The organism is Sphingomonas sp. PP-F2F-G114-C0414 (assembly GCF_003688595.1).
Taxonomy (GTDB): Bacteria; Pseudomonadota; Alphaproteobacteria; order Sphingomonadales; family Sphingomonadaceae; genus Sphingomonas.
This window is the reverse complement of record NZ_RCWT01000012.1, coordinates 415,117-435,803: the sequence shown is the minus strand read 5'-3', so window position 1 is coordinate 435,803 and position 20,687 is coordinate 415,117. Positions and strand designations below refer to the sequence as shown.

The 20,687-nt window shown below is 66.4% G+C and carries 20 protein-coding genes; 15 read left to right on the top strand and 5 right to left on the bottom strand.

The genetic code is table 11. The features are described 5' to 3' along the window. Positions 1-76: 76 nt before the first annotated feature. Positions 77-1,105 (bottom strand): quinone-dependent dihydroorotate dehydrogenase, encoded by a 1,029-nt coding sequence (locus tag C8J47_RS13970; protein ID WP_121886127.1) that lies wholly within the window; start codon positions 1,103-1,105, stop codon positions 77-79. 234 nt (positions 1,106-1,339) lie between these two features. On the opposite strand from C8J47_RS13970, the gene C8J47_RS13960 reads away from it, so the two are divergent. The 11 genes from C8J47_RS13960 (at position 1,340) to mtnP (ending at position 10,522) form a co-directional block, all read left to right on the top strand. Further along, positions 1,340-1,768, top strand: a complete 429-nt coding sequence (locus C8J47_RS13960; RefSeq protein WP_060523825.1) for an SUF system Fe-S cluster assembly regulator — start codon at positions 1,340-1,342, stop codon at positions 1,766-1,768. Continuing rightward, the gene (locus C8J47_RS19570) at positions 1,765-1,890 is read left to right on the top strand and encodes a hypothetical protein (protein WP_259467557.1); all 126 of its coding nucleotides are present in this window, start codon (positions 1,765-1,767) and stop codon (positions 1,888-1,890) included. The genes C8J47_RS13960 and C8J47_RS19570 overlap by 4 nt, the downstream gene beginning before the upstream one ends. Next, on the top strand, positions 1,890-3,380 hold the full coding sequence (gene sufB / locus C8J47_RS13955) for a Fe-S cluster assembly protein SufB (protein ID WP_060523826.1): 1,491 nt from the start codon (positions 1,890-1,892) through the stop codon (positions 3,378-3,380). The genes C8J47_RS19570 and sufB overlap by 1 nt, the downstream gene beginning before the upstream one ends. Further along, a complete protein-coding gene (locus C8J47_RS18970; RefSeq protein WP_147454337.1) occupies positions 3,377-3,721 on the top strand; it encodes a hypothetical protein in 345 nt (114 codons plus the stop codon). Before sufB ends, C8J47_RS18970 begins: the two co-directional genes overlap by 4 nt. After that, positions 3,708-4,451 carry a Fe-S cluster assembly ATPase SufC gene (sufC, locus tag C8J47_RS13950; protein ID WP_121886125.1) on the top strand — a complete coding sequence of 248 codons (744 nt, stop codon included), beginning with the start codon at positions 3,708-3,710 and terminating at the stop codon, positions 4,449-4,451. Before C8J47_RS18970 ends, sufC begins: the two co-directional genes overlap by 14 nt. Before the next feature lie 83 nt (positions 4,452-4,534). Further along, positions 4,535-5,671, top strand: a complete 1,137-nt coding sequence (locus C8J47_RS13945) for a SufD family Fe-S cluster assembly protein (protein WP_310886133.1) — start codon at positions 4,535-4,537, stop codon at positions 5,669-5,671. A gap of 158 nt (positions 5,672-5,829) precedes the next feature. After that, the gene (locus tag C8J47_RS13940; protein WP_259467576.1) at positions 5,830-7,008 is read left to right on the top strand and encodes a cysteine desulfurase; all 1,179 of its coding nucleotides are present in this window, start codon (positions 5,830-5,832) and stop codon (positions 7,006-7,008) included. Further along, positions 7,005-7,466, top strand: coding sequence for an SUF system Fe-S cluster assembly protein (locus C8J47_RS13935; RefSeq protein ID WP_056047148.1), 462 nt, complete (start codon positions 7,005-7,007; stop codon positions 7,464-7,466). The genes C8J47_RS13940 and C8J47_RS13935 overlap by 4 nt, the downstream gene beginning before the upstream one ends. Before the next feature lie 138 nt (positions 7,467-7,604). Continuing rightward, positions 7,605-7,958, top strand: a complete 354-nt coding sequence (locus C8J47_RS13930) for an iron-sulfur cluster assembly accessory protein (protein WP_121886123.1) — start codon at positions 7,605-7,607, stop codon at positions 7,956-7,958. A 306-nt stretch (positions 7,959-8,264) separates the two neighbouring features. Then, entirely contained in the window at positions 8,265-9,656 is a 1,392-nt protein-coding gene (locus C8J47_RS13925) for an amino acid permease (protein WP_121886122.1), read from the top strand. Then, on the top strand, positions 9,653-10,522 hold the full coding sequence (mtnP, locus tag C8J47_RS13920; protein WP_121886121.1) for an S-methyl-5'-thioadenosine phosphorylase: 870 nt from the start codon (positions 9,653-9,655) through the stop codon (positions 10,520-10,522). Before C8J47_RS13925 ends, mtnP begins: the two co-directional genes overlap by 4 nt. Positions 10,523-10,586: 64 nt before the next feature. On the opposite strand, the gene C8J47_RS13915 is transcribed toward mtnP, so the two are convergent. The 4 genes from C8J47_RS13915 to C8J47_RS13900 all read right to left on the bottom strand — a co-directional run bounded on the left by C8J47_RS13915 (position 10,587) and on the right by C8J47_RS13900 (position 14,264). After that, on the bottom strand, positions 10,587-10,856 hold the full coding sequence (locus C8J47_RS13915) for a hypothetical protein (RefSeq protein ID WP_060523839.1): 270 nt from the start codon (positions 10,854-10,856) through the stop codon (positions 10,587-10,589). A 209-nt stretch (positions 10,857-11,065) separates the two neighbouring features. Further along, positions 11,066-11,593, bottom strand: coding sequence for a molybdenum cofactor biosynthesis protein B (gene moaB, locus C8J47_RS13910; protein ID WP_120299809.1), 528 nt, complete (start codon positions 11,591-11,593; stop codon positions 11,066-11,068). 5 nt (positions 11,594-11,598) lie between these two features. Beyond that, positions 11,599-13,485, bottom strand: coding sequence for a lytic transglycosylase domain-containing protein (locus tag C8J47_RS13905; protein WP_121886120.1), 1,887 nt, complete (start codon positions 13,483-13,485; stop codon positions 11,599-11,601). Continuing rightward, complete coding sequence (locus C8J47_RS13900; protein ID WP_121886119.1) at positions 13,482-14,264, bottom strand: uracil-DNA glycosylase; 783 nt, start codon at positions 14,262-14,264, stop codon at positions 13,482-13,484. Before C8J47_RS13900 ends, C8J47_RS13905 begins: the two co-directional genes overlap by 4 nt. A gap of 139 nt (positions 14,265-14,403) precedes the next feature. Here C8J47_RS13900 and C8J47_RS13895 point away from each other — a divergent pair, with 139 nt between their 5' ends. The 4 genes from C8J47_RS13895 (at position 14,404) to recA (ending at position 20,433) form a co-directional block, all read left to right on the top strand. Next, on the top strand, positions 14,404-16,065 hold the full coding sequence (locus C8J47_RS13895; protein ID WP_121886258.1) for an electron transfer flavoprotein-ubiquinone oxidoreductase: 1,662 nt from the start codon (positions 14,404-14,406) through the stop codon (positions 16,063-16,065). A 43-nt stretch (positions 16,066-16,108) separates the two neighbouring features. Further along, complete coding sequence (locus tag C8J47_RS13890; protein WP_121886118.1) at positions 16,109-17,494, top strand: tetratricopeptide repeat protein; 1,386 nt, start codon at positions 16,109-16,111, stop codon at positions 17,492-17,494. Between the two features lie 329 nt (positions 17,495-17,823). Further along, positions 17,824-18,744, top strand: a complete 921-nt coding sequence (locus C8J47_RS13885; protein ID WP_121886117.1) for a 4-(cytidine 5'-diphospho)-2-C-methyl-D-erythritol kinase — start codon at positions 17,824-17,826, stop codon at positions 18,742-18,744. 615 nt (positions 18,745-19,359) lie between these two features. Next, positions 19,360-20,433 carry a recombinase RecA gene (recA, locus tag C8J47_RS13880; protein WP_056047175.1) on the top strand — a complete coding sequence of 358 codons (1,074 nt, stop codon included), beginning with the start codon at positions 19,360-19,362 and terminating at the stop codon, positions 20,431-20,433. Positions 20,434-20,687: the final 254 nt, after the last annotated feature.

Here is a 20,687-nt window from a genome sequence, read left to right as displayed (position 1 = left end):
AAAGGGAATACCGCTGTTCCGTGTCCTCCCCCTCCGTCACCTTCGGCGCCACCTCCCCCCTGGCGGGGGAGGATCGTTAGGCGTCTACGCCTACCGCGTCGGCGACCGTGGCGAAGCCGTCGCGGGTCAGCAGCGCGTCCAGTTCGCGGAGGATGCGGGCGGGGAGGCCGGGGCCTTCGTAGACAAGCGCGGTGTAGAGCTGGACGAGGCTCGCGCCGGCGCGGAGGCGGGCATAGGCCTCCGCGCCGCTGTCCACGCCGCCGACCGAGATCAGCGGAATCGCCGCGCCGGTGGCCTTGCGGAAGTCCGACAGGCGTTGGCGGGCTAGCGGGACGAGCGGCGCGCCGGACAGGCCCCCGGTTTCCTTCGCATTGGTCGATTGCAGGCCGGGGCGGGAGATCGTCGTGTTGTTGACGATCAGCGCGTCGATGCGGTTGTCGATCGCGGCGCGGGCGATGTCGTCGATATCGGCGGGCTCGAGGTCGGGGGCGACCTTGAGGAAGATCGGCGTGTCGCCCTTGGCGGCGGTGCAGGCTGCGAGCAGGTCGCGCAACGCCGCGCCGTGCTGGAGATCGCGCAGTCCCGGCGTGTTGGGGGAGCTGATGTTGATCGTGACGTAATTGGCGTGCCGCGCGGCGCGGGTCACGCCGTGGACATAGTCGGCAGTGCGATCGGTCGCGTCCTTGTTCGCGCCGACGTTGATACCGAGCACGCCTTCGCCACCCGCGCCGCGCTCGACCCGATCCAGCGCCGCATCGAGGCCGCCATTGTTGAAGCCGAGCCGGTTGATGATCGCGCGGTCCTCGGGAAGGCGGAAGATGCGCGGCTTCGGGTTGCCAGGTTGCGGCACCGGCGTGAGCGTACCGATCTCGACGCTGCCGAAGCCCAGTCCGAAGAACCCGTCGATCGCGCGGCCGTCCTTGTCGACGCCTGCCGCCAAGCCGACCGGGTTGGGGAAGGCGATCCCCGCCACGGTCGTCGCGAGCCGCGGTACGCTGGGGGCGAGCGGCGTGCCGGCCTTCCCCCATGCGGCGAGCGCGGCGATGGTGAGGATATGCGCGCGCTCGGCGTCGAGACGGAAGAGGATCGGGTGGTAGAAGGCCATGCGCGCTCTTAGGCATATCGGCTGGGGTGGCCAAACCCTTCTTCCGTCATTCCCGCGAAGGCGGGGATCCAACCATCCGCAGGCGCGAAAGGCGAAGTGGATTCCCGCCTTCGCGGGAATGACGGGGAGGGCTCAGTTGCGAGTCGTTAGCACCCCTGGCCGGGTTGACGATGCACTGCACAAAGCCCATTTGACCAATCGGATCATTTCGGTCCGATTGGACTCCTAAGCCACATGCGTCTTTCCAGCCTTGCCGACTATGCGGTCGTGATGATGAGCGCCGCGGCGCGTCATTGCGGCGGTATCGCGCGGTTGAATGCGACGCTGCTCGCGGAGGAGACCGGCGTACCGCTGCCGACTGTGCAGAAGCTGGTCAGCCGGCTGTCCGCCGCAGGGCTGATCGAGAGCACGCGTGGCACCGGCGGCGGCTTCCGCCTGTCGCGCCCACCCGCGATGATCTCGCTCGCCGACATCATCGAGGCGGTCGAGGGACCGATCGCGCTGACGTCGTGCGTCGATGGCGCGTCGCAGGATTGCTGCGTCGAGCAGACGTGCAAGGTGAAGCCGCACTGGAACGCCGTCAACGGCGCGGTCCGCGGTGCGCTCGCCGGCGTGTCGCTCGCCAGCCTCTCGCAAGCCCCCCTTTCGCAGGTGCCCGCATGACGCGCGCAGCGCCCAATCCCTTCCTTCGCGCCATTGCGCCTTCGCGTGAGAAGATTCTGTTCACGCAAAGGCGCAAAGGCGCGAAGATTTACGAGAGCCGCGCCGCGGCGGAGATGGAATGATGGCTACCCGGAACGCAGAGGCATACGCCGCCGCGAACAAGACGTACGAGTGGGGTTTCTCCTCGGACATCGAACAGGAATTCGCGCCCAAAGGTCTGTCGGAAGACACGGTGCGCTTCATTTCCGCCAAGAAGGGCGAGCCGCAGTGGATGCTCGACTGGCGGCTGAAGGCGTTCGCGTTGTGGCAGACGATGGAGGCGCCCGACTGGTCGAAGCTCAACGTGCCGCCGATCGATTACCAGGACGCGTATTATTACGCGGAGCCCAAGGCGAAGCCCAAGCTCGGGTCGCTCGACGAGGTCGATCCGGAGATCCTGCGCGTCTACGAGAAGCTCGGCATCCCGATCGGCGAGCAGAAGATGCTGGCCGGCGTAGTCGAGGATCCGCTGAACGAGGACGGCACGCCCAAGCGTCGCGTCGCGGTCGATGCGGTGTTCGACAGCGTCTCGGTCGCGACCACGTTCCGGAAGGAGCTGGAGGCCGCAGGCGTGATCTTCCGTTCGATCTCCGAGGCGATCAAGGAATATCCCGAGCTCGTCCGGAAATGGCTCGGCAAGGTCGTGCCGCAGCGCGATAACTATTTCGCGACGCTGAACTCGGCGGTCTTCTCCGACGGCACGTTCGTCTACATCCCGGAGGGCGTGCGCTGCCCGATGGAGCTGTCGACGTATTTCCGGATCAACGCCGAGAATACCGGGCAGTTCGAGCGCACGCTGATCGTGGCGGACAAGGGTTCGTACGTCTCGTATCTCGAAGGCTGCACCGCGCCGATGCGCGACGAGAACCAGTTGCACGCCGCCGTGGTCGAACTGGTCGTGCTCGACGATGCCGAGATCAAATATTCGACCGTGCAGAACTGGTATCCGGGCGACGAGAACGGCGTCGGCGGGATCTACAACTTCGTCACCAAGCGCGCGTTGTGCCAGGGCAAGAACTCGAAGGTCAGCTGGACCCAGGTCGAGACCGGCAGCGCGATCACGTGGAAATACCCCTCGTGCGTGCTGCTCGGCGATGGCTCGGTCGGCGAGTTCTATTCGGTCGCGGTGACGAACAATCGCCAGCAGGCCGATACCGGCACGAAGATGATCCACCTCGGCAAGAACACGCGCTCTACGATCGTGTCGAAGGGGATTTCGGCGGGGCGTTCGGACAACACGTACCGCGGGCTGGTGCGCGTCGCGCCGACCGCGGAGGGCGTGCGCAACTTCACCCAGTGCGACAGCCTGCTGCTGGGCGACCAGTGCGGCGCGCATACCGTGCCGTATATCGAGGTCCGCAACCCGTCCGCGCAGATCGAGCACGAGGCGACGACGTCGAAGATCTCCGAGGACCAGCTGTTCTACGCGATGTCGCGCGGGCTGGACCAGGAGGCGGCGGTGGCGCTGATCGTCAACGGCTTCGCGCGAGAAGTGCTGCAGCAGCTGCCGATGGAGTTCGCGGTGGAAGCGCAGAAGCTGCTGGGGATCAGCCTTGAGGGGTCGGTGGGGTGAGCAGTTTTTTGCTTGCTTTGTCGTTAGCGGCGGACCCGTTAGCCTTGGTCGGTGATGCTTCAGACAAACTCAGTCTCTGCGTATTTTCCAAGACTGAACAGTTTTCCCCTGCACACGAAAGTGCCGAAACGACCGTCAATGCCGCGCTCGCCGCATGCCTTACTGAGCGAGCCGATTTTCGAACGGCGCTACGCAAAAGTTTGAATGAGAAAAGTCCTTCGCTGTCGAAAGACGGGGCAAGGGAAGTTGAGCAAAAATCTTACGATCTGACAGTCGGAGCCGTTCGCGATCAAGCGCTGGTCCGTATTGTGACTGCAAGGGCCAAAAATGCTAAAAATTGAAAATCTCCACGCCGAGATCGACGGCAAGGAAATCCTCAAGGGCTTGTCCCTGACCGTAAACGCGGGCGAGGTGCACGCGATCATGGGGCCGAACGGGGCGGGCAAGTCTACGCTGGGCTATGTGCTCGGCGGGCGGCCCGGCTACGAGGTCAGCGCGGGCTCGGTGACGTTCGACGGCGTCGACCTGCTCGAGCTGGAGGCGCATGAGCGCGCCGCGGCGGGCGTGTTCCTCGGCTTTCAGTATCCGGTCGAGATCCCCGGCGTGTCGAACGTCCAGTTCCTCCGCGAGGCTCTCAACGCCCAGCGCGCGACGCGCGACGAGAAGCCGTTGTCGGGCGGCGAGTTCCTGAAGCTAGCGCGCGGTCAGGCGGATCTGCTCGGCATGGACTACGACATGCTCAAGCGGCCGGTGAACGTCGGCTTTTCGGGCGGCGAGAAGAAGCGCAACGAGATGGTTCAGATGGGCATCGTCAACCCGAAGTTCGCGATCCTCGACGAGACCGATTCGGGGCTCGACATCGATGCGCTGCGCGTCGTCGGCGACGGCATCAACCGCATCATGCGCGCGCCAGACAAGGCGGTGCTGCTGATCACGCATTATCAGCGGCTGCTGGATTACGTGGAGCCGGACTTCGTCCACGTGCTGGCGGACGGCAAGATCGTCCGCTCGGGCGGCAAGGACCTCGCCAAGCAGCTCGAGAGCGAAGGCTATGTGGGGATTGCCGCGTGAGTAGCCTGTCGCAAATCCTCCCCGGTACGGGGAGGGGGACCAGCGAAGCTGGTGGAGGGGGTTCTCCGCTGGACGTAGCGTCTGTGGAAGCCCCCCTCCACCCCACCGCTACGCGTCGCGGTCCCCCTCCCCGTGCCGGGGAGGATTTCAGGATCGGACTACCTTCGACGCGCGAGGAATCCTGGCGCTGGGGTGATCCGGCGGCGATCGCGGCTGCGGCCGAACTGCCTCGCGGCGTTGCGCTGGATGCGGGCGAGTGGTTTCTCGATTTGCCGGGTGCGCGGGCGGTGTTCGTCGATGGCGTGCTCGACGAGGACCGCAGCGATCTGCGGCACGTCACGATCGTCCCGATCGACGGCGGATCGCATACCCTTGGGCGTCGGACGACCGGCCTGGGCTGGTCCTTGCGCGTCGACGCGGATGCCACAGCCGAGCTGATTCAGATCGTACACATCGCCACGGGTGGCGACAACCAGCTTTCAGCGGAGATCGTTCTCGTCGCCGGCGCGAGCGCTTCCGTGATCGAGACGTATGTCGGGGCTGGCTGGTCGAACCGGTCGACGCGGATGATGCTCGGCAAGGGCGCTAAGTTGACGCGCGCGGTGCGGTTGCTTCAGGCCGGTGGCTTCGTGTCGTTGCGCGACGAGGTCGAGATCGGTGCCGAGGCGAGCCTGATCGTCACTGTGTTGGGCGCGGGCGATGCCGGGACGCGGATCGATGGGTCGATCACGGTGACGGGCGACGACGCGTTTGCCGAATATGGCGGCGCGTTGCTGACGCGGAACGACCAGCGGCAGGAGTGTGCGGTGTCGGTGCGGCATGCGGCGCTGAACGGGCAGAGCAAGCAGATTTGGCGTGCGGTCGCGGCGGACAAGTCGACGGCGAGCCTTGCGGCGCGGGTCGAGGTGGCGCGCGATGCGCAGAAGACCGACGGGGTGCAGTCGCTGCGCGGGTTGCTGTTGCAGCGCACCGCGACGGTGAATTTGAAGCCCGAGCTGGAGATCTTCGCGGACGACGTGAAGTGCGCGCATGGCGCGACGGTGGGCGAACTCGATCAGCGCGCGCTGTTCTACATGCAGAGCCGCGGTATTCCGCATGCCAAGGCGCAGGCGCTGCTCACGCGTGCGTTCGTCGGCGATGCGTTCGTGCAGATCGCGGACGAGACGGTGCGCGAGGCTTTCGTGGCTGATGCGGATGCGTGGCTGGAGCGGGCGTTGTGAATGATGTGACGCAAATCCTCCCCGGTACGGGGAGGGGGACCAGCGCAGCTGGTGGAGGGGGCTCTCCACTGGGCGTAACGCCTGTGGAAGCCCCCCTCCACCCCGCCGCTGCGCGTCGCGGTCCCCCTCCCCGTGCCGGGGAGGATGCGCTCGACCGCCTGTCGGACTTCCCGGCGATTCCAGAGGGCTGGGCGTATCTCGATACCGCTGCCACCGCGCAGAAGCCGCAGGTCGTGGTCGATGCAATCACGCGCGCGTATGGCGAGACCTACGCGACGGTGCATCGCGGCGTGTACCAGCGTTCGGCGGACATGACCGTCGCCTATGAGGCGGCACGGAAGGCGGTCGCGCGGTTCATCGGCGCGGGTTCGCCCGACGAGGTCGTTTTCGTCCGCGGTGCCACCGAAGGCATCAACCTTGTCGCGCAGTGCTGGGCCGGAACGCAGTTGAAGGCGGGCGACCGCATCCTGCTCTCGATGCTCGAGCATCACTCGAACATCGTGCCGTGGCAGATGATCGCGGAAGCGCGCGGCGTCGCGATCGACGTGTTGCCGTTGACGCCCGACCACCGTATCGATCTCGACGCGATGGAGCGGATGATCACGCCCGCGCACAAGCTGGTCGCGCTCGGGCATGTCTCGAACGTGCTCGGCTCGGTGCTCGACGCCAAGCGCGCGACCGAGATCGCGCATTCGGTTGGTGCGAAGATCCTGCTCGACGGGTGCCAGTCGGTGCCGCGGATCACGGTCGACGTTAAGGCGATCGGCTGCGATTTCTACGTGTTCTCGGGGCACAAACTGTACGGGCCGACCGGGATCGGCGTGCTCTGGGCCAAGCCGGAACTGCTCGACGCGATGCCGCCTTACCAGGGTGGCGGGTCGATGATTGACAAGGTGTCGTTCGCGAAGACCACCTACGCGCCGCCACCCGGACGGTTCGAGGCGGGGACGCCGCATATCGTCGGTGCGCTCGGGCTGCATGCGGCGATCGAGTATGTCGAGAGCATCGGGCTCGACGCGATCCACGCGCACGAGACCGCGCTGGTGACCGCGACGCGTGAGGCGCTGTCGGGGATCAATTCGGTGCGCCTCTATGGCCAGGCGGACTCGGCGGGGATCGTGAGCTTCACGATTCTGGGGGTTCATCCGCACGACATCGGCACCATATTGGACGAGGAGCGCGTCGCGATCCGTGCCGGCCATCACTGCGCGCAGCCGTTGATGGAGGCGCTGGGCGTCGAGGCGACCGCACGCGCGAGCTTTGGCGTGTATAACGGGCCGGCGGACGTCGAGGCGCTAGTGCGCGGTATCGAGCGAGTAACGAGGATCTTCAAATGAGCGATCGGTTCGAGATCGAGGAAGTGGATGCGGTCCAGTCGCCGCCCAAGGCGCGCGTCGTGATGGAGACGGACTCCGACGCGGAGCGCAAGCGTGATTATCTCGCGGGTTTCCTGGCGCAGAAGCCGCAGGTGGATTCGCCCGGCGAGCCCGGTGGCGCGGTGTACGATGCGATCATCGATGCGCTGAAGGAGATCTATGATCCCGAGATCCCGGTGAACATCTACGATCTCGGGCTGATCTACGGCGTCGAGGTGACCGAGGACGGGCATGCGGTGGTGGCGATGACGCTGACGACGCCGAACTGTCCTGTCGCGGAGTCGATGCCGGCGGAGGTCGAGATGCGCGTCGGGTCGGTGCCGGGGGTCGGGTTCGCGGAAGTGAACCTGGTCTGGGATCCGCCTTGGGATCCGCAGAAGATGTCGGACGAGGCGAAGCTCGAACTGGGCATGCTCTGACTTCTGCTTCCCCTCCCGCAGGCGGGAGGGGGCAGGGGGTGGGCACGCGCTCACCTTGCGAACGACGGTGATGAGTGGCTGGCCGGGAGCCCACCCCCGGCCCCTCCCGCTTACGGGAGGGGGGAAGGAAGGACGATCATGGCGACGACATTGCGAGCACGGCCGGCGGCGCTGAACCTCACGGCGACGGCACACGCGCGGATCGCCGACCTGATGGCGCGCGCGCCGGCGGAAGCGATCGGGGTGAAGTTGTCGACACCTAAGCGTGGGTGTTCGGGGCTGGCCTATTCGGTGGATTACGTGACTGAGGCCAAGCCCTTCGACGAGCGGATCGATACGCCGGGGGGGACCTTGTTCGTCGATGGCGGATCGATCCTGTATCTGATCGGGTCGACGATGGACTGGGTCGAGGACGACTTCACCGCCGGGTTCGTGTTCCAGAACCCGAACGCCAAGGGTGCTTGCGGGTGCGGGGAAAGCTTCACCGTTTGAGGCCCAGCGTTAGCTAGTTTGTGTCCCCGCGAAGGCGGAGACCCAGTCTGGGCTCCCGCCTTGGCGGGAGAACAAAGACGAGCGGACTGCCGTTCGATTTCGGCTCCCCTTCTACCACCCCGGCGAAGGCAGGGGCCCAATTGGGAAACGCTGCTGACATAGCGCTGCGCATCGTCACGATGACCTCGCCAACTGGACCCCGGCCTCCGCCGGGGAGGATATTGGCGCTCGGGTAAGTGGATGGCCGCTGGCCTTGCCCGCTGGTCCCGTCCTGTGCCACTCCCCGCGCAACAAAAGGGGATATCCGTGGCCAGCCTGTTTCGCCGAAAAATCGTCACCGAGCAGCCTCCCGAGCATCAGCTCGCACGGACCTTGTCGTGGCCGCACCTCGTGGCGATGGGGGTCGGTGGGATCGTCGGCACCGGCATCCTAACTCTGATCGGCGTGGGGGCAGGGCTCGCCGGGCCTGCCGTGATCCTGTCGTTCGTCATAGCCGGCGGGATCTGTGCCTGCGCGGCGCTCGCCTACGCCGAGATGGCGACGATGATCCCCGCCTCGGGCAGCGCATACACCTATAGTTACGTCGTGCTCGGCGAGCTGATCGCGTGGGTGATCGGCTGGAGCCTCATCCTCGAATATTCGCTCGTGGTGTCGACCGTCGCGGTCGGTTGGTCGGGCTATGCCGCGCCATTGTTGCGCGGTGCGTTCGGCTTCCCCGAAGCGCTGACGCTCAGCCCCGAGCTCGGCGGCATCCTCAACGTCCCCGCGATCTTCATCATCGCGGTCGTCGCCGGCGTGCTGTCGTTCGGCACGCGCGAGAGTGCGACGCTGAACGCAGTGCTGGTCGGCGTGAAGATGATCGCGCTCGCCGTGTTCGTGTTCATCGCGCTGCACTATTTCAACAGCGCCAACCTCCACCCGTTCATGCCCTACGGTTTCCCCAAAGCGGTCGCCCCCGATGGCGCCGAGCGCGGCGTCATGGCGGCGGCAGCGATCATCTTCTTCGCGTTCTACGGGTTCGACGCGATCTCCACCGCGGCGGAGGAAACCAAGAACCCAGGCCGCGATCTTGCGATCGGGATCGTCGGGTCGATGGTCGCGTGCATCGCGATCTACATCCTCGTCGCGGTCGCCGCGGTCGGCGGGCTGCCCTACACCAAGTTCGCCGGCAGCGCCGAGCCACTCGCGCTGATCCTGCGCGAGATCGGCCGCCCCGGGTTTGCGACCTTCCTCGGCGCGTCGGCCGTGATCGCGTTGCCGACGGTGCTGCTCGCGTTCCTGTTCGGCCAGAGCCGCATCTTCTTCACGATGGCGCGAGACGGGTTGCTGCCGTTGAGCCTCGCCAAGGTCTCGAAGCGAGGTGCCCCCGTCCGCATCACCTGGATCACCGCGGCGATCGTCGCGGTGATCGCAGGCCTGTTGCCGCTCGCCGAGATCGCCGCGCTCGCCAACGCGGGCACGCTCGCCGCGTTCGTCGCGGTCTGCGCGTGCATGCTGGTGATGCGCCGCCGTGCGCCCGATGCGATCCGGACGTTCCGCGCGCCCGCCGCGACGCTGGTCGGGACGATCGGCATCCTTGGCTGCCTGTACCTCTTCTTCAGCCTCCCCTCGAAGACGCAGCTCTATTTCGGGCTGTGGAACCTGCTCGGCCTCGTGATCTACTTCGTCTATGCGCGGCCGAGGGCGCTCGCCGAATGAGCGGCTGGACGATCGGCATCATCGGCGGGTCGGGGCTGTACGCGGTCGACGGGATCGAGGATGGCCGCTGGCAGACGGTCGAAACGCCGTGGGGCGAGCCATCGGACGCGATCTACACCGGCCGCGTCGGGCATGCCGGCGTCGCGTTTTTGCCACGGCATGGCCGAGGCCACCGCATCTCTCCCTCGGAGCTCAACGCCCGCGCGAACATCGATGCGCTCAAGCGGCTCGGCGTGACCGACGTTCTGGCCGTGTCGTCGGTCGGCTCTCTGGTCGAAGCGCGGCCGCCCGGCAGCTTCACCGTCGTCGACCAGTTCATCGATCGTACCAAAGGGCGGCCGTCGAGCTTCTTCGGGACGGGCCTCGTCGCGCATGTCTCGATGGCGGATCCGGTCTGCCCGCGCCTGTCACGCTATGCCGCCAACGCCGCGCGCGGAGCCGGCGCGCAGGTCGACGACCGCGGCACCTATCTCGCGATGGAAGGCCCGCAATTTTCAACCCGCGCGGAAAGCCGGCTGTACCGCCAATGGGGCTGCGACGTCATCGGCATGACCGCGATGCCCGAGGCGAAGCTCGCGCGGGAGGCGGAGCTTCCGTACGCGCTGGTCGGAATGGTGACGGATTACGATTGCTGGCGGGAAGATGAGGCTGGCGTCGACGTTGCGCAGGTGATCGCGCAACTCGGCGCGAATGCGGCCAAGGCCCGCGCGATGGTGATGGCGCTCCTCCGCGCGTTACCCGCAGAGCGTCCGGCATCGCCGATCGACACCTGCTTGGACAGCGCGATCATCACCGCCGGCGAGGCGCGCGATCCGGCTCTGGTCGCGAAGCTCGCCATCGTTGCCGGCCGGGCCTTGCGCAGATAACGCGGTTCGAGGCTGAACCACGGGGCGACATGCTGGCCATGTCGCCCCGAGCGCCCGTTGCGCGTTACTTCTCAACGATCGTCGCAACCGTTCTCGTGTCGCCGATCGCCGCCTTCGGCATGTCGAGCCCGTCGGCGCTCCACTGCGTCGCGGTCTTGCACGTCTTGCGCTGAAGATGGCTGCCGGTGACGGCCGGATCGGTCACGCAGTATTTCTGCGTCTTCGCGTCGTATTTCAGTTCGGTCGTCGGTTGCGATCCACCGGCAGCGAGAACCGGTGCGGCGGAGACGAGCGCGGTGGCGACGATGAGGCTCTTGAGGATGAACGATGACATAAGGGCGTCCTTCGGATCGTTGGTGTTGCAACCCGATCGGATTGCATGACCACCAATGCACCGCGTGTGCCAGTTTGTTAGTACAGCGACACGCTACGTTCAACACACTAACAAATCGTCATAATTTGTCGAATGTCTTCCAGGGCCGCTAGCATCACGCACCGAACGCAACACCATGATCTGGCGCGCGATGCGGAAGGTTGGTGCGTTTACCGCTCCAGCAGCCGCGGCATCAGCTCGACGAAGTTGCAGGGCCGGTGGCGGCTGTCGAGCTGGTCGCGGAGGATGCCGTCCCAGCCGTCCTTCACCGCGCCGGTCGAGCCGGGCAGCGCGAATATGTACGTGCCGTGCGACACGCAGGCGCACGCGCGCGACTGGACGGTCGACGTGCCGATCGTCTGGTAGCTGAGCATGCGGAAGAGTTCGCCGAAGCCGGGGATCATCTTTTCGGCGACCTGTTCGACCGCTTCGGGAGTCACATCGCGCCCGGTCACGCCGGTGCCGCCGGTGGTGATGATGCAGTCGATCTCCGGATCGCCGATCCACGCATGCAGGCGCGAGACGATCGTCTCGACGTCGTCCTTCTCGATCCGGCGGTCGGCGAGGACGTGGCCCGCCTCGGTCAGCCGCGCGACCAAAGTGTCACCCGAGCGATCCTCGGCAAGCCCACGCGTGTCCGACACCGTCAGCACGGCGATCCGAACCGGCAGGAAAATCCGGCTTTCATCGATCGGCATGAAACTCAGTCCGCGCGCGTGACAGTGGTGGATTGCGGCCCGACACTGGCATTGACGGCAACGGTGGCGTTCAAGGGCGCGGTGCTGGCGCGGTATTGCGTATAGGGTCTGGCGGCCATCCGCACCGCGGTCGCGCCCGGCAGCCCGGGGAAGCGCGGCCACATGCCCTGCGCGAGCGCGTTGCGGCTGCTCGATGCCTTCTTGCCGCCCTGCGCCTCGTACATCCAGTAATTGCGCAGCACGGTGGTCACGTAGCCGCGCGTTTCCCAATACGGAATGCTCTCGATATACAGCAGCGGATCGCCGTTATCGTGGACGATCGCGTTCCAGTCGCCGACCGGGCGCGGGCCTGCGTTATACGCCGCGATCACCTTGGGCAGCAGCCCGCCGGTGACGCCCGCCATGTCACGCAGCCGTTCGAGATGACGCTGGCCGACGTCCATGTTGGTGCTCGGCTTGGTCAGCGCCTTCACGTCGATCGAGGTGCCACGCTCGCGCGCGAAATCGGTCGCGGCTGCGGGCATGATCTGCATCAGGCCGTACGCGCCGGCCGGGCTCTTCACGGTGTTGCGGAACCGCGATTCCTCGAGCGTGTGTGCGTAGACCAGCGCCTTGTCGATGTGCCAGCCGCTATCGGGCGTCCAGTTCGGCGTCGGATAGCGCGCCTCGGCGGTCGACGTGATCCCCTGCGGGCAATTGTGCGCAAGCCACACGGTCGTCGCGGGCAGGCTCAGCGCTTCCGCCACGCGCACCAGATTGCCGAACTCGCGCGGGTCGCCGATCTTGGCCTGCTGGCGGATCACGGTATCGGCCAGATCGGTCTCGCCGACCTCGACCAAAGCGGCGGCGACGCGGACGTTCGGGCGGTTGCCGACGATTTTCCAGTCGCTCGCGACCAGCCCACCGACCGACGTGCCCTTGTCCCTCATCGCAAGCTGCTGACGTGCGAGCTGGCCGTAGAAGCTCTCGCCGAACTGCGCCGCCGCCTTCAGCCGACCCTCGATCTTGTCGGGGCGCGAGCAGACCATGTCCGCGCGCGACGCCCAGTATAGCGCGGCCGCGCGCAGATCGACGTCGCCGGCGCGTGCCGCGACACCCTCGAACCCGGTCTCGGCATTCGCGCAGTCATTCTGCCGCCACGCCGACAGCGCGCCGACCCAGCGACCCTGGACGGCCCAGTCGCCGACGCCGTCCTGTGCCTTCGCCGCCATCACGCGCGCGTTCACGTCGTCGCCCTGGAGGAAATAGATCCACGCGATCTTCTGCTGCCATTCGGTCAGCGCTTCCGGAGTAAGCCCTGGCGTGCTTTCCAGCAGCGACTGCGCCTCGCGACCCATGTCCGCCTTGACGTAGGGCTGCATCTTCATCGCGAGATCGGCGGCGATCATGTCGCCCTGCAGGCTTTTCGCACGGACGCGACGCGGCGCGCCGTCCTGCCAGATCAAGCGCTGCGCTACGGGCAGGGGCGGCAAACCGACCGCGCCGCGCGTCGTCGCAAGACGCGAGATCTGCGCGGCTTCGGGCAGTTCGGGCGCTTCGTTGAGCAGCGCGACCAGCGGCTCCATCTCGACGCGCGGCGACCCCTTCGCCGTATACATCTCGGCGCGCGCGATCGCGTGCAGCGGGCCGGGCTTCATCGTGTCGAGCCCGATCTGCGCGTCGGTCCACTTGCCGTCGCGGATCGCCGCGAACACCGTTTTGTAGGCCTCGCGCTGGCTGGCATCGAGCTGGTCGGGGATCTGCTCCAGCGTCGGCGCACCGACCAGCTTGGTCGTCCCGAGCCGCGCATCGCCGGCAGGCTCGCCCGCGGCGGTCGCCGCCAAGGCCGGGAGGGGGAGGGCGCTGAGGCCCAGGGCGATCGCCGCCCAGGAAACCGATCGGATCCGAATCATCTCACACCCTCTTGCGACGTCAGTCCGCGCATCAACATCTGCAAATCCTTCCAGGCCTCGGCCTTGGCCGCGGGCTTCTCGATCAGAAACCGCGGATGAAAGCTCGCGACCACACCGGTCTCGCTGGAAGCTTCGCCAGACGCCGAACCGGACCCCGTTTGTCCGGTCTTATGGTTAAATCCGTGCAAACGCCCGCGCGCCGCCTGTAATTCCGTCCCGAGGATCGCACGGCTCGCCGCATTGCCCAGCAACAGCAACCGCTGGGGCGCAACCAACCCGATGTGATGCTTGGCGATTTCCGACAGCCGCGCCTCGACCTCGCTCTGGATCCGTCCCGCGGTCGGCCGCTTTGCGCACACCGCCGCGAGGTGCACTTCGTCGCGCGTAAGTCCGATCGCCGCGAGCATCTTGTCGAGCAACCGTCCCGACGCGCCACTCAGCAACGCACCGGCATCGCCATCGTCCCGGTCCGGGCAATCGACAAGCACCATGACCGTAGCGTCAGCCGGACCTACGGCAGCGAGCGAAACCCCGCTCCAGTCCGCCTCGGGAACCTCCGCGCCGCTCCGCCAGGTGAGGAAATCAGCCAGCAAAGTCGGCATCGCGGACGGTGCGACGACCGGTGCAGCAGGCGCAGCGGAGGGCGCGACAAGCGGTTCGGGTGCCGCGAACCAGTCGCGCGGGACGTCGTCGACCAGCGTGTCGACGCCAGCCTCGTGCCACCAATCGAGCGCGCTCGCGGCGGCGTTTCGCCAATCGATGGTTTGATCCGCCCCCACAGGGTAACCTATGCTGCATGGTTGACGTGGCGGTCAACTCGCGCAATCGCCATATTGGACAAGATGGTGCCGGCCCGAGCCCGAACGAAGGGTGGGGCGCAAAGCTATGGCAAGAGGGGACATCCCCCGGGAGACGATGATGACGACACGTGAATCGATGCCGTACGACGTGGTGATCGTCGGCGCTGGCCCGGCCGGTCTCTCGGCAGCGATCCGCCTGAAACAGCTGGCGGCCGAGAAGGACGCTGAGATCAGCGTCTGCGTGCTCGAAAAGGGCTCCGAAGTCGGTGCGCATATTCTCTCCGGGGCAGTGATCGATCCCAAGTCTCTCGACGAACTGCTGCCGAACTGGCGCGAGGACGGCTGCCCGCTCGCCGAGGTCCCGGTGACCGAGAACCATCACTGGATCCTGACCAAGACGAAGAAGAGCGAGATGCCGCACTTCGTCACGCCCTCGTTCATGCACAACAAGGGCACGTACACCGGTTCGCTCGGCAATCTCTGCCGCTGGCTCGCGGGCAAGGCGGAGGAACTCGGCGTCGAGATCTTCCCGGGGTTCGCAGCAGCAGAAATCCTGTTCAACGAGGACGGCTCGGTGAAGGGCGTCGCGACCGGCGACATGGGCGTCGCGCGCGACGGCACGCACAAGGGCGACTACACCCCCGGCCTCGAACTCCACGCCAAATACACCTTCTTTTCGGAAGGGTGCCGCGGTCACCTCACCAAGGAACTGATCCGAAATTTCGCGCTCGACAAGGACAGCGATCCGCAGGTCTACGGCCTCGGCATCAAGGAGCTGTGGGACATCGATCCCGAACTCCATGTCCCCGGCCGCGTCATCCACACGCAGGGCTGGCCGCTGTCCGAGACCGACGGCTCGAACGGCGGCGGCTGGATCTATCACCAGGCGAACGGGCAGGTCTCGATCGGCTTCGTCACATGGCTGAACTACACCAACCCGTATCTCTCGCCGTTCAGCGAGATGCAGCGCTGGAAGACGCATCCCGAGATCGCCGCGCTGCTGAAGGGCGCCAAGCGCGTCAGCTACGGCGCGCGTGCGATCAGCGACGGCGGTTTGCAGTCGATCCCCAAGCTCGTCATGCCCGGCGCGGCGCTGATCGGCGACAGCGCCGGCTTCCTCAACGTGCCGCGGATCAAGGGCACGCATACCGCGATGAAGTCCGGCATGATGGCCGCCGAAGCCGCGGTCGAGGCGATCATCTCGCAGCGCGGCCATGACGAACTCGCCGCCTATCCCGAGGCGTTCGAGAAATCGTGGGTCAAGAAGGAGCTGTCGGTCGTCCGCAACGTCGCGCCGCTGGTCAAGAAGTTCGGCGACCTGGTCGGTTCGGGGCTCGCCGGCATCACGATGTGGATGGAGCATCTCGGCATCAAGGTGCCTTTCACGATGCACCACCACCCCGACAATGAGAGCCTGTGGCGCAAGGATCTCGTCAAGCCGATCGTCTATCCGAAGCCCGACGGTGTCCTGACGTTCGATCGCCTCTCGTCGGTGTTCGTCTCGAACACCAACCACGAGGAGGACCAGCCGGTCCACCTGACGCTCAAGGACGCGAGCGTGCCCATCGAATACAACCTGCCGATGTACGACGAGCCCGCGCAACGCTATTGCCCGGCCGGCGTTTACGAAGTCGTCGGCGAGGACACGTCCGATCCGAAGTTCGTCATCAACGCGCAGAACTGCGTCCACTGCAAGACCTGCGACATCAAGGACCCCACCCAGAACATCAACTGGGTCGTACCCGAGGGCGGCGGAGGCCCCAATTATCCCAACATGTAAGCGGCTAAAAATTGCGCCCCTGGTTCTCGCGTTCGGCGTCGTCGTGGCAACCCCTGCCACGGCAACGCCGGCGGATCTTGCCGCGTATCTGAAGGCCCGCGCCGCCGACGCTGCCGGCGAAACCGGCCTGGCCGCCGCCAGCTACGCGAAGGTGCTGGCGGCCGCACCCGACGATCCGGTCGTCGCGATCCGCGCCTATCGCGAGGCGCTGGAGGCCGGCGATATGCCGCTCGCCACCCGCGCCGTCGCGGTGCTGAACAAGGCCGGCGTAGCCCCCGCCGACGCAGCGCTGATCCCGCTCGCCGATGCCGCCCGCCGCAACGACGCGAAGGCCGCCGGCGCAGCGATCGCCACGTTGTCGAGCGGCCCCCTCGTGGTCCTCGCCCCCTCGCTCCAGGCGTGGGTAGCGCATGCGGAAGGTCGCGACCCCGAACCGTCGCTAGCGACCGCAGCGAAAGACCCCGTCGCGAACCGCTTCGCTACGGAAACGCGCGCGCTGATCGCCGCAGCACCGCGCAAGCAGACGCTGTCGATCGGCGTCTCGCGGTTGCTCGCGCGCCTAGCCAGCGACCTTAGCGCTGGCGAACCCTCGCCACTCTCGATTGCGCTCACCCAGGCAGCCCTGCGCGCCGACCCGAATTACGACGCGGCGCGCGTGCTCCTCGCCGACGCGCTCGCCCGCAACAAGCTGGTCGACCGCGCGCTCGTCGTGCTCGACGGCGTCGACGCCAAGAGCCCGTCCGCCCCGGCAGCCGCCGCCGAACGCATCGACATCCTCGCCACCGCCGACCGCAGCGGCGAAGCGCTCGCCGCCGCCAAGAACCGCGTCGACCAGAAGGGTTCGGCGCCCGCCGACTGGCAACGCTACGCCGACCTGCTGCTGACCACCGGCAACCCCGCCGAAGCCGCGACCTGGTACCAGCGCATCATCGCCGCCGACGGCGCGAAGGGCGGCAGCTGGGGCAATTGGCTGCAATATGGCGGCGCGCTCGACCAGGCTGGCCGCTGGCCCGAAGCGCGCGATGCACTCGAAAAGGCCGTCGCCCGCGGCCCCGCGCAACCGCTCGCGCTCAACTATCTCGGTTTCGCGCAAGTCGAGCACGGCGACGACATCCCCGCCTCGATCAAGCTGCTCGAACGCGCCAGCCGGATCGACCCGACCAACGCGTCGATCACCGACTCGCTGGGCTGGGCCTACCACCTCTTCGGCAACACCGCCCGAGCGCTCCCCCTGCTCGAAACCGCCGCACAGGCCGAACCCACCAACGCCGAAATCGCCGACCACCTCGGCGACGCCTATTGGAGCACCGGCCGAAACTACGAAGCGCGCTACGCCTGGCGCGCCGCCTTGCTGACCGCCGAACCCGCAGACACGGCGCGCATAACCGCCAAGATCGCCAACGGCCTCCCGCCAAAAGCCCGCCGCTGAAACCCCTCTCCCACCGGAAGAGGGAAGGGGCCCGCAGGCATGGGGAGGGCAGACGAGTTGACGGCAAAGGGGCCGCTTCGCGAGATCACAACGAATTTGAGTGGCGGACGAGCCACGGAAGATCGTGACAACGCCAGCAACTAGCGAGGTGCACGGCACCTCAGGTCCGCCGTCATCCTGACGAAAGTCAGGATCCAGAGCCAAGCACGGTACCAATCGTTACCCTGGATCCTGACTTTCGTCAGGATGACGCGCTTAAACCCGCGGACATCACGCGTATTACGCTAAGCTGCGCTAGACCCCTTCGCTGCCAACTCCCGAGACCCCCAATGCCCGCCATCACCGAACCCGCCTCCGCCAAGATCAACCTGGCCCTCCACGTCCGCCGCCGCCGCCCCGACGGCTACCACGACCTCGAAACGCTCTTCGCCTTCGCCACCGACGGCGACCTGATCACGGTAGAACCCGCCCAAACTAACAGCTTCACCATAACCGGCCCCTTCGCCGCAGCCCTCCTCCCAAACACCCCCCCGGCGAAGGCCGGGGCCCAATTGGGAACGGACAATGACGAAGCACCGCGCTCGTCCAGCGCCACTCCAGGCAACGCCCCCTGGCAAGGCAACCTCGTAACCGCCGCAGCAGACGCCTTCACCACCGCCTTCGCCCCAGAAGCCCACCACGCCATAACCCTAGAAAAGCACCTCCCCATCGCCTCGGGCATAGGCGGAGGCTCAGCCGACGCCGCCGCCACGCTCCGCGCACTGGCCCGCCTCCACGGCGTCCCCCCAACCGACCCCCGCCTCCACGACATCGCCGCAAAGCTCGGCGCCGACGTCCCCGCCTGCCTGGCCAACCGCACCACGCTAGGCACTGGCAAAGGCGACACCCTCACCACCCTCGAAGGCCTGTCCGGCACGCCCCTCCTGCTCGTAAACCCAGGCGTCGCGGTCTCCACCGCCGCCGTCTTCAAGACCTGGGACGGCCACGACCTAGGCCCGATCCCCGAAGGCAATCTCCTCGACCGCGCGCTTGAAGGCCGCAACGACCTGGAACGCCCCGCGCTGGCCCTCGCCCCCGCAATCGCCGAAGTCCGCACCCTCCTCGACAAGGCGCACGGCGTCCTCCTGTCCAGAATGTCCGGCTCCGGCGCCACCTGCTTCGCCCTGTTCGAAACTCCCGAAACCAGAAACACCGCCGCCACCGCCGCCCAAGCCAAAGGCTGGTGGACGCTCGCGACAACCCTCGCCTGATCGATCGGCCCGCATCCCGGCATCTGATCGTCGCCCACGCCACCGCGCCGCCACCGCGCCGCCACCGCCCGTCATCCTGACGAAAGTCAGGATCCAGAGCGCCAAACGAAACCGCCCGTCACAACCAGTTCCCGACACCATCGATGAGTCGATCGCCGCCAAACCCGCGCTCGAACAACCGGAACCGTTCTCGACCAAACTCTGCCCGGCCCATCTCGTCATCTCAGACGTGTTCGGCACTTATCCCCTTCGAACACGTGTGAGTCCGCAGTCATACGGCATCACGCCCTTCCCTTGTTCTCCCGCGAAGGCGGGAGCCCAGTCTGGATCCCCGCCTTCGCGGGGAGACATGTCTTACTTGCGCGCAAGGGACAGCCACCGCCGTGTTCAGAGGGCCAGCGCTCCGCGGACTCAATGGTCGACGAGCGCGGAACGGTGGATGCTGGACCAAGCCCCGCATGACTAGGCTCGGCAACCAATCGCGGCCGTTGCCAAACGTCCACCTTTTCCAGAAAACCAACCGTTCCCCACTTGTTCCAAAAGAACAAAGAGAATACATGGTGTTTGACGCGTTGAATGGCACGCGCGCTTGCTTTAGCGATGGGAGCATATTCGATGGCCGCTAATCTGAAAGTGATCGACACCGGCATGGCAACCGCAACGAACGACCGGCAGAAGGCGCTCGACGCCGCGCTCGCGCAGATCGACCGCGCCTTCGGCAAGGGCTCGGCAATGCGCCTGGGCTCCAAGGAAACCATGCAGGTCGAGGTCATCTCGACCGGCTCGCTCGGGCTCGATATCGCGCTCGGCGTCGGCGGCCTGCCGCGCGGCCGCGTGATCGAGATCTACGGTCCGGAAAGCTCGGGCAAGACCACGCTCGCGCTCCACGTGATCGCCGAAGCGCAGAAGGGCGGCGGCACCGCGGCGTTCGTCGATGCCGAGCACGCGCTCGACCCGGTCTATGCCAAGAAGCTCGGCGTCAACATCGACGAGCTGATCGTCTCGCAGCCCGACACCGGCGAGCAGGCGCTCGAGATCGTCGACACGCTGGTCCGCTCAAACGCGATCGACGTACTCGTCGTCGACTCGGTCGCGGCGCTCGTGCCGCGTGCCGAAATCGAAGGCGAGATGGGCGACAGCCATGTCGGCCTCCAGGCCCGCTTGATGTCGCAGTCGTTGCGCAAGCTCACTGGTTCGATCAGCCGCTCGCGCTGCATGGTGATCTTCATCAACCAGCTCCGCATGAAGATCGGCGTCATGTACGGCAACCCCGAGACGACGACGGGCGGCAACGCGCTGAAGTTCTACGCCTCGGTCCGTCTCGACATCCGTCGCATCGGCGCGATCAAGGCCGGCGAAGAGGTGACGGGCAACCAGACCCGCGTGAAGGTCGTCAAGAACAAGGTCGCCCCGCCGTTCAAGCAGGTCGAGTTCGACATCATGTACGGGCAGGGCGTCTCGAAGCTCGGCGAGATCCTCGATCTCGGCGTGAAGGCGGGCCTGGTCGAGAAGTCCGGCGCCTGGTTCAGCTATGACAGCGTGCGCCTCGGCCAGGGCCGCGAGAACTCGAAGACGTTCCTCAAGGACAACCCCGAAACCGCCGACCGCCTCGAAAAGCAGATCCGCGCGCGCACCGATAAGGTCGCCGAGGAAATGATGGCTGGCCCCGAAGAAGGCGACGACGCGTAACCCTACGTTCCCTCTCCCTCAGGGGAGAGGGAGGGGCCCATTGCCTCCGCAATGGGAGGGGGCACGCGGGACATGATGCGTAGTACATGGATCATCGTGGCCGAGCATATGCGCGGCCGATGATTCAAACGCGTGGTAAACCAACACCGCGCCAATCTACCCACGGCACCACCCCAGCGAAGGCCGGGGCCCAATTGGTATGACCCCGCAAACAGAGTCCTGTGCCAAGCCAAGCCTTGTTGAATCATCCACTC

Bases quoted from the DNA above. Each gene is read 5' to 3' on its own strand.
- C8J47_RS13970 (WP_121886127.1), bottom strand. From the start codon at position 1,105: ATGGCCTTCTACCACCCGATCCTCTTCCGTCTCGACGCCGAGCGCGCG.
- C8J47_RS13960 (WP_060523825.1), top strand. From the start codon at position 1,340: ATGCGTCTTTCCAGCCTTGCCGACTATGCGGTCGTGATGATGAGCGCC.
- C8J47_RS19570 (WP_259467557.1), top strand. From the start codon at position 1,765: ATGACGCGCGCAGCGCCCAATCCCTTCCTTCGCGCCATTGCGCCTTCG.
- sufB (WP_060523826.1), top strand. From the start codon at position 1,890: ATGGCTACCCGGAACGCAGAGGCATACGCCGCCGCGAACAAGACGTAC.
- sufC (WP_121886125.1), top strand. From the start codon at position 3,708: ATGCTAAAAATTGAAAATCTCCACGCCGAGATCGACGGCAAGGAAATC.
- C8J47_RS13935 (WP_056047148.1), top strand. From the start codon at position 7,005: ATGAGCGATCGGTTCGAGATCGAGGAAGTGGATGCGGTCCAGTCGCCG.
- C8J47_RS13930 (WP_121886123.1), top strand. From the start codon at position 7,605: ATGGCGACGACATTGCGAGCACGGCCGGCGGCGCTGAACCTCACGGCG.
- mtnP (WP_121886121.1), top strand. From the start codon at position 9,653: ATGAGCGGCTGGACGATCGGCATCATCGGCGGGTCGGGGCTGTACGCG.
- C8J47_RS13915 (WP_060523839.1), bottom strand. From the start codon at position 10,856: ATGTCATCGTTCATCCTCAAGAGCCTCATCGTCGCCACCGCGCTCGTC.
- moaB (WP_120299809.1), bottom strand. From the start codon at position 11,593: ATGCCGATCGATGAAAGCCGGATTTTCCTGCCGGTTCGGATCGCCGTG.
- C8J47_RS13905 (WP_121886120.1), bottom strand. From the start codon at position 13,485: ATGATTCGGATCCGATCGGTTTCCTGGGCGGCGATCGCCCTGGGCCTC.
- C8J47_RS13895 (WP_121886258.1), top strand. From the start codon at position 14,404: ATGACGACACGTGAATCGATGCCGTACGACGTGGTGATCGTCGGCGCT.
- C8J47_RS13885 (WP_121886117.1), top strand. From the start codon at position 17,824: ATGCCCGCCATCACCGAACCCGCCTCCGCCAAGATCAACCTGGCCCTC.
- recA (WP_056047175.1), top strand. From the start codon at position 19,360: ATGGCCGCTAATCTGAAAGTGATCGACACCGGCATGGCAACCGCAACG.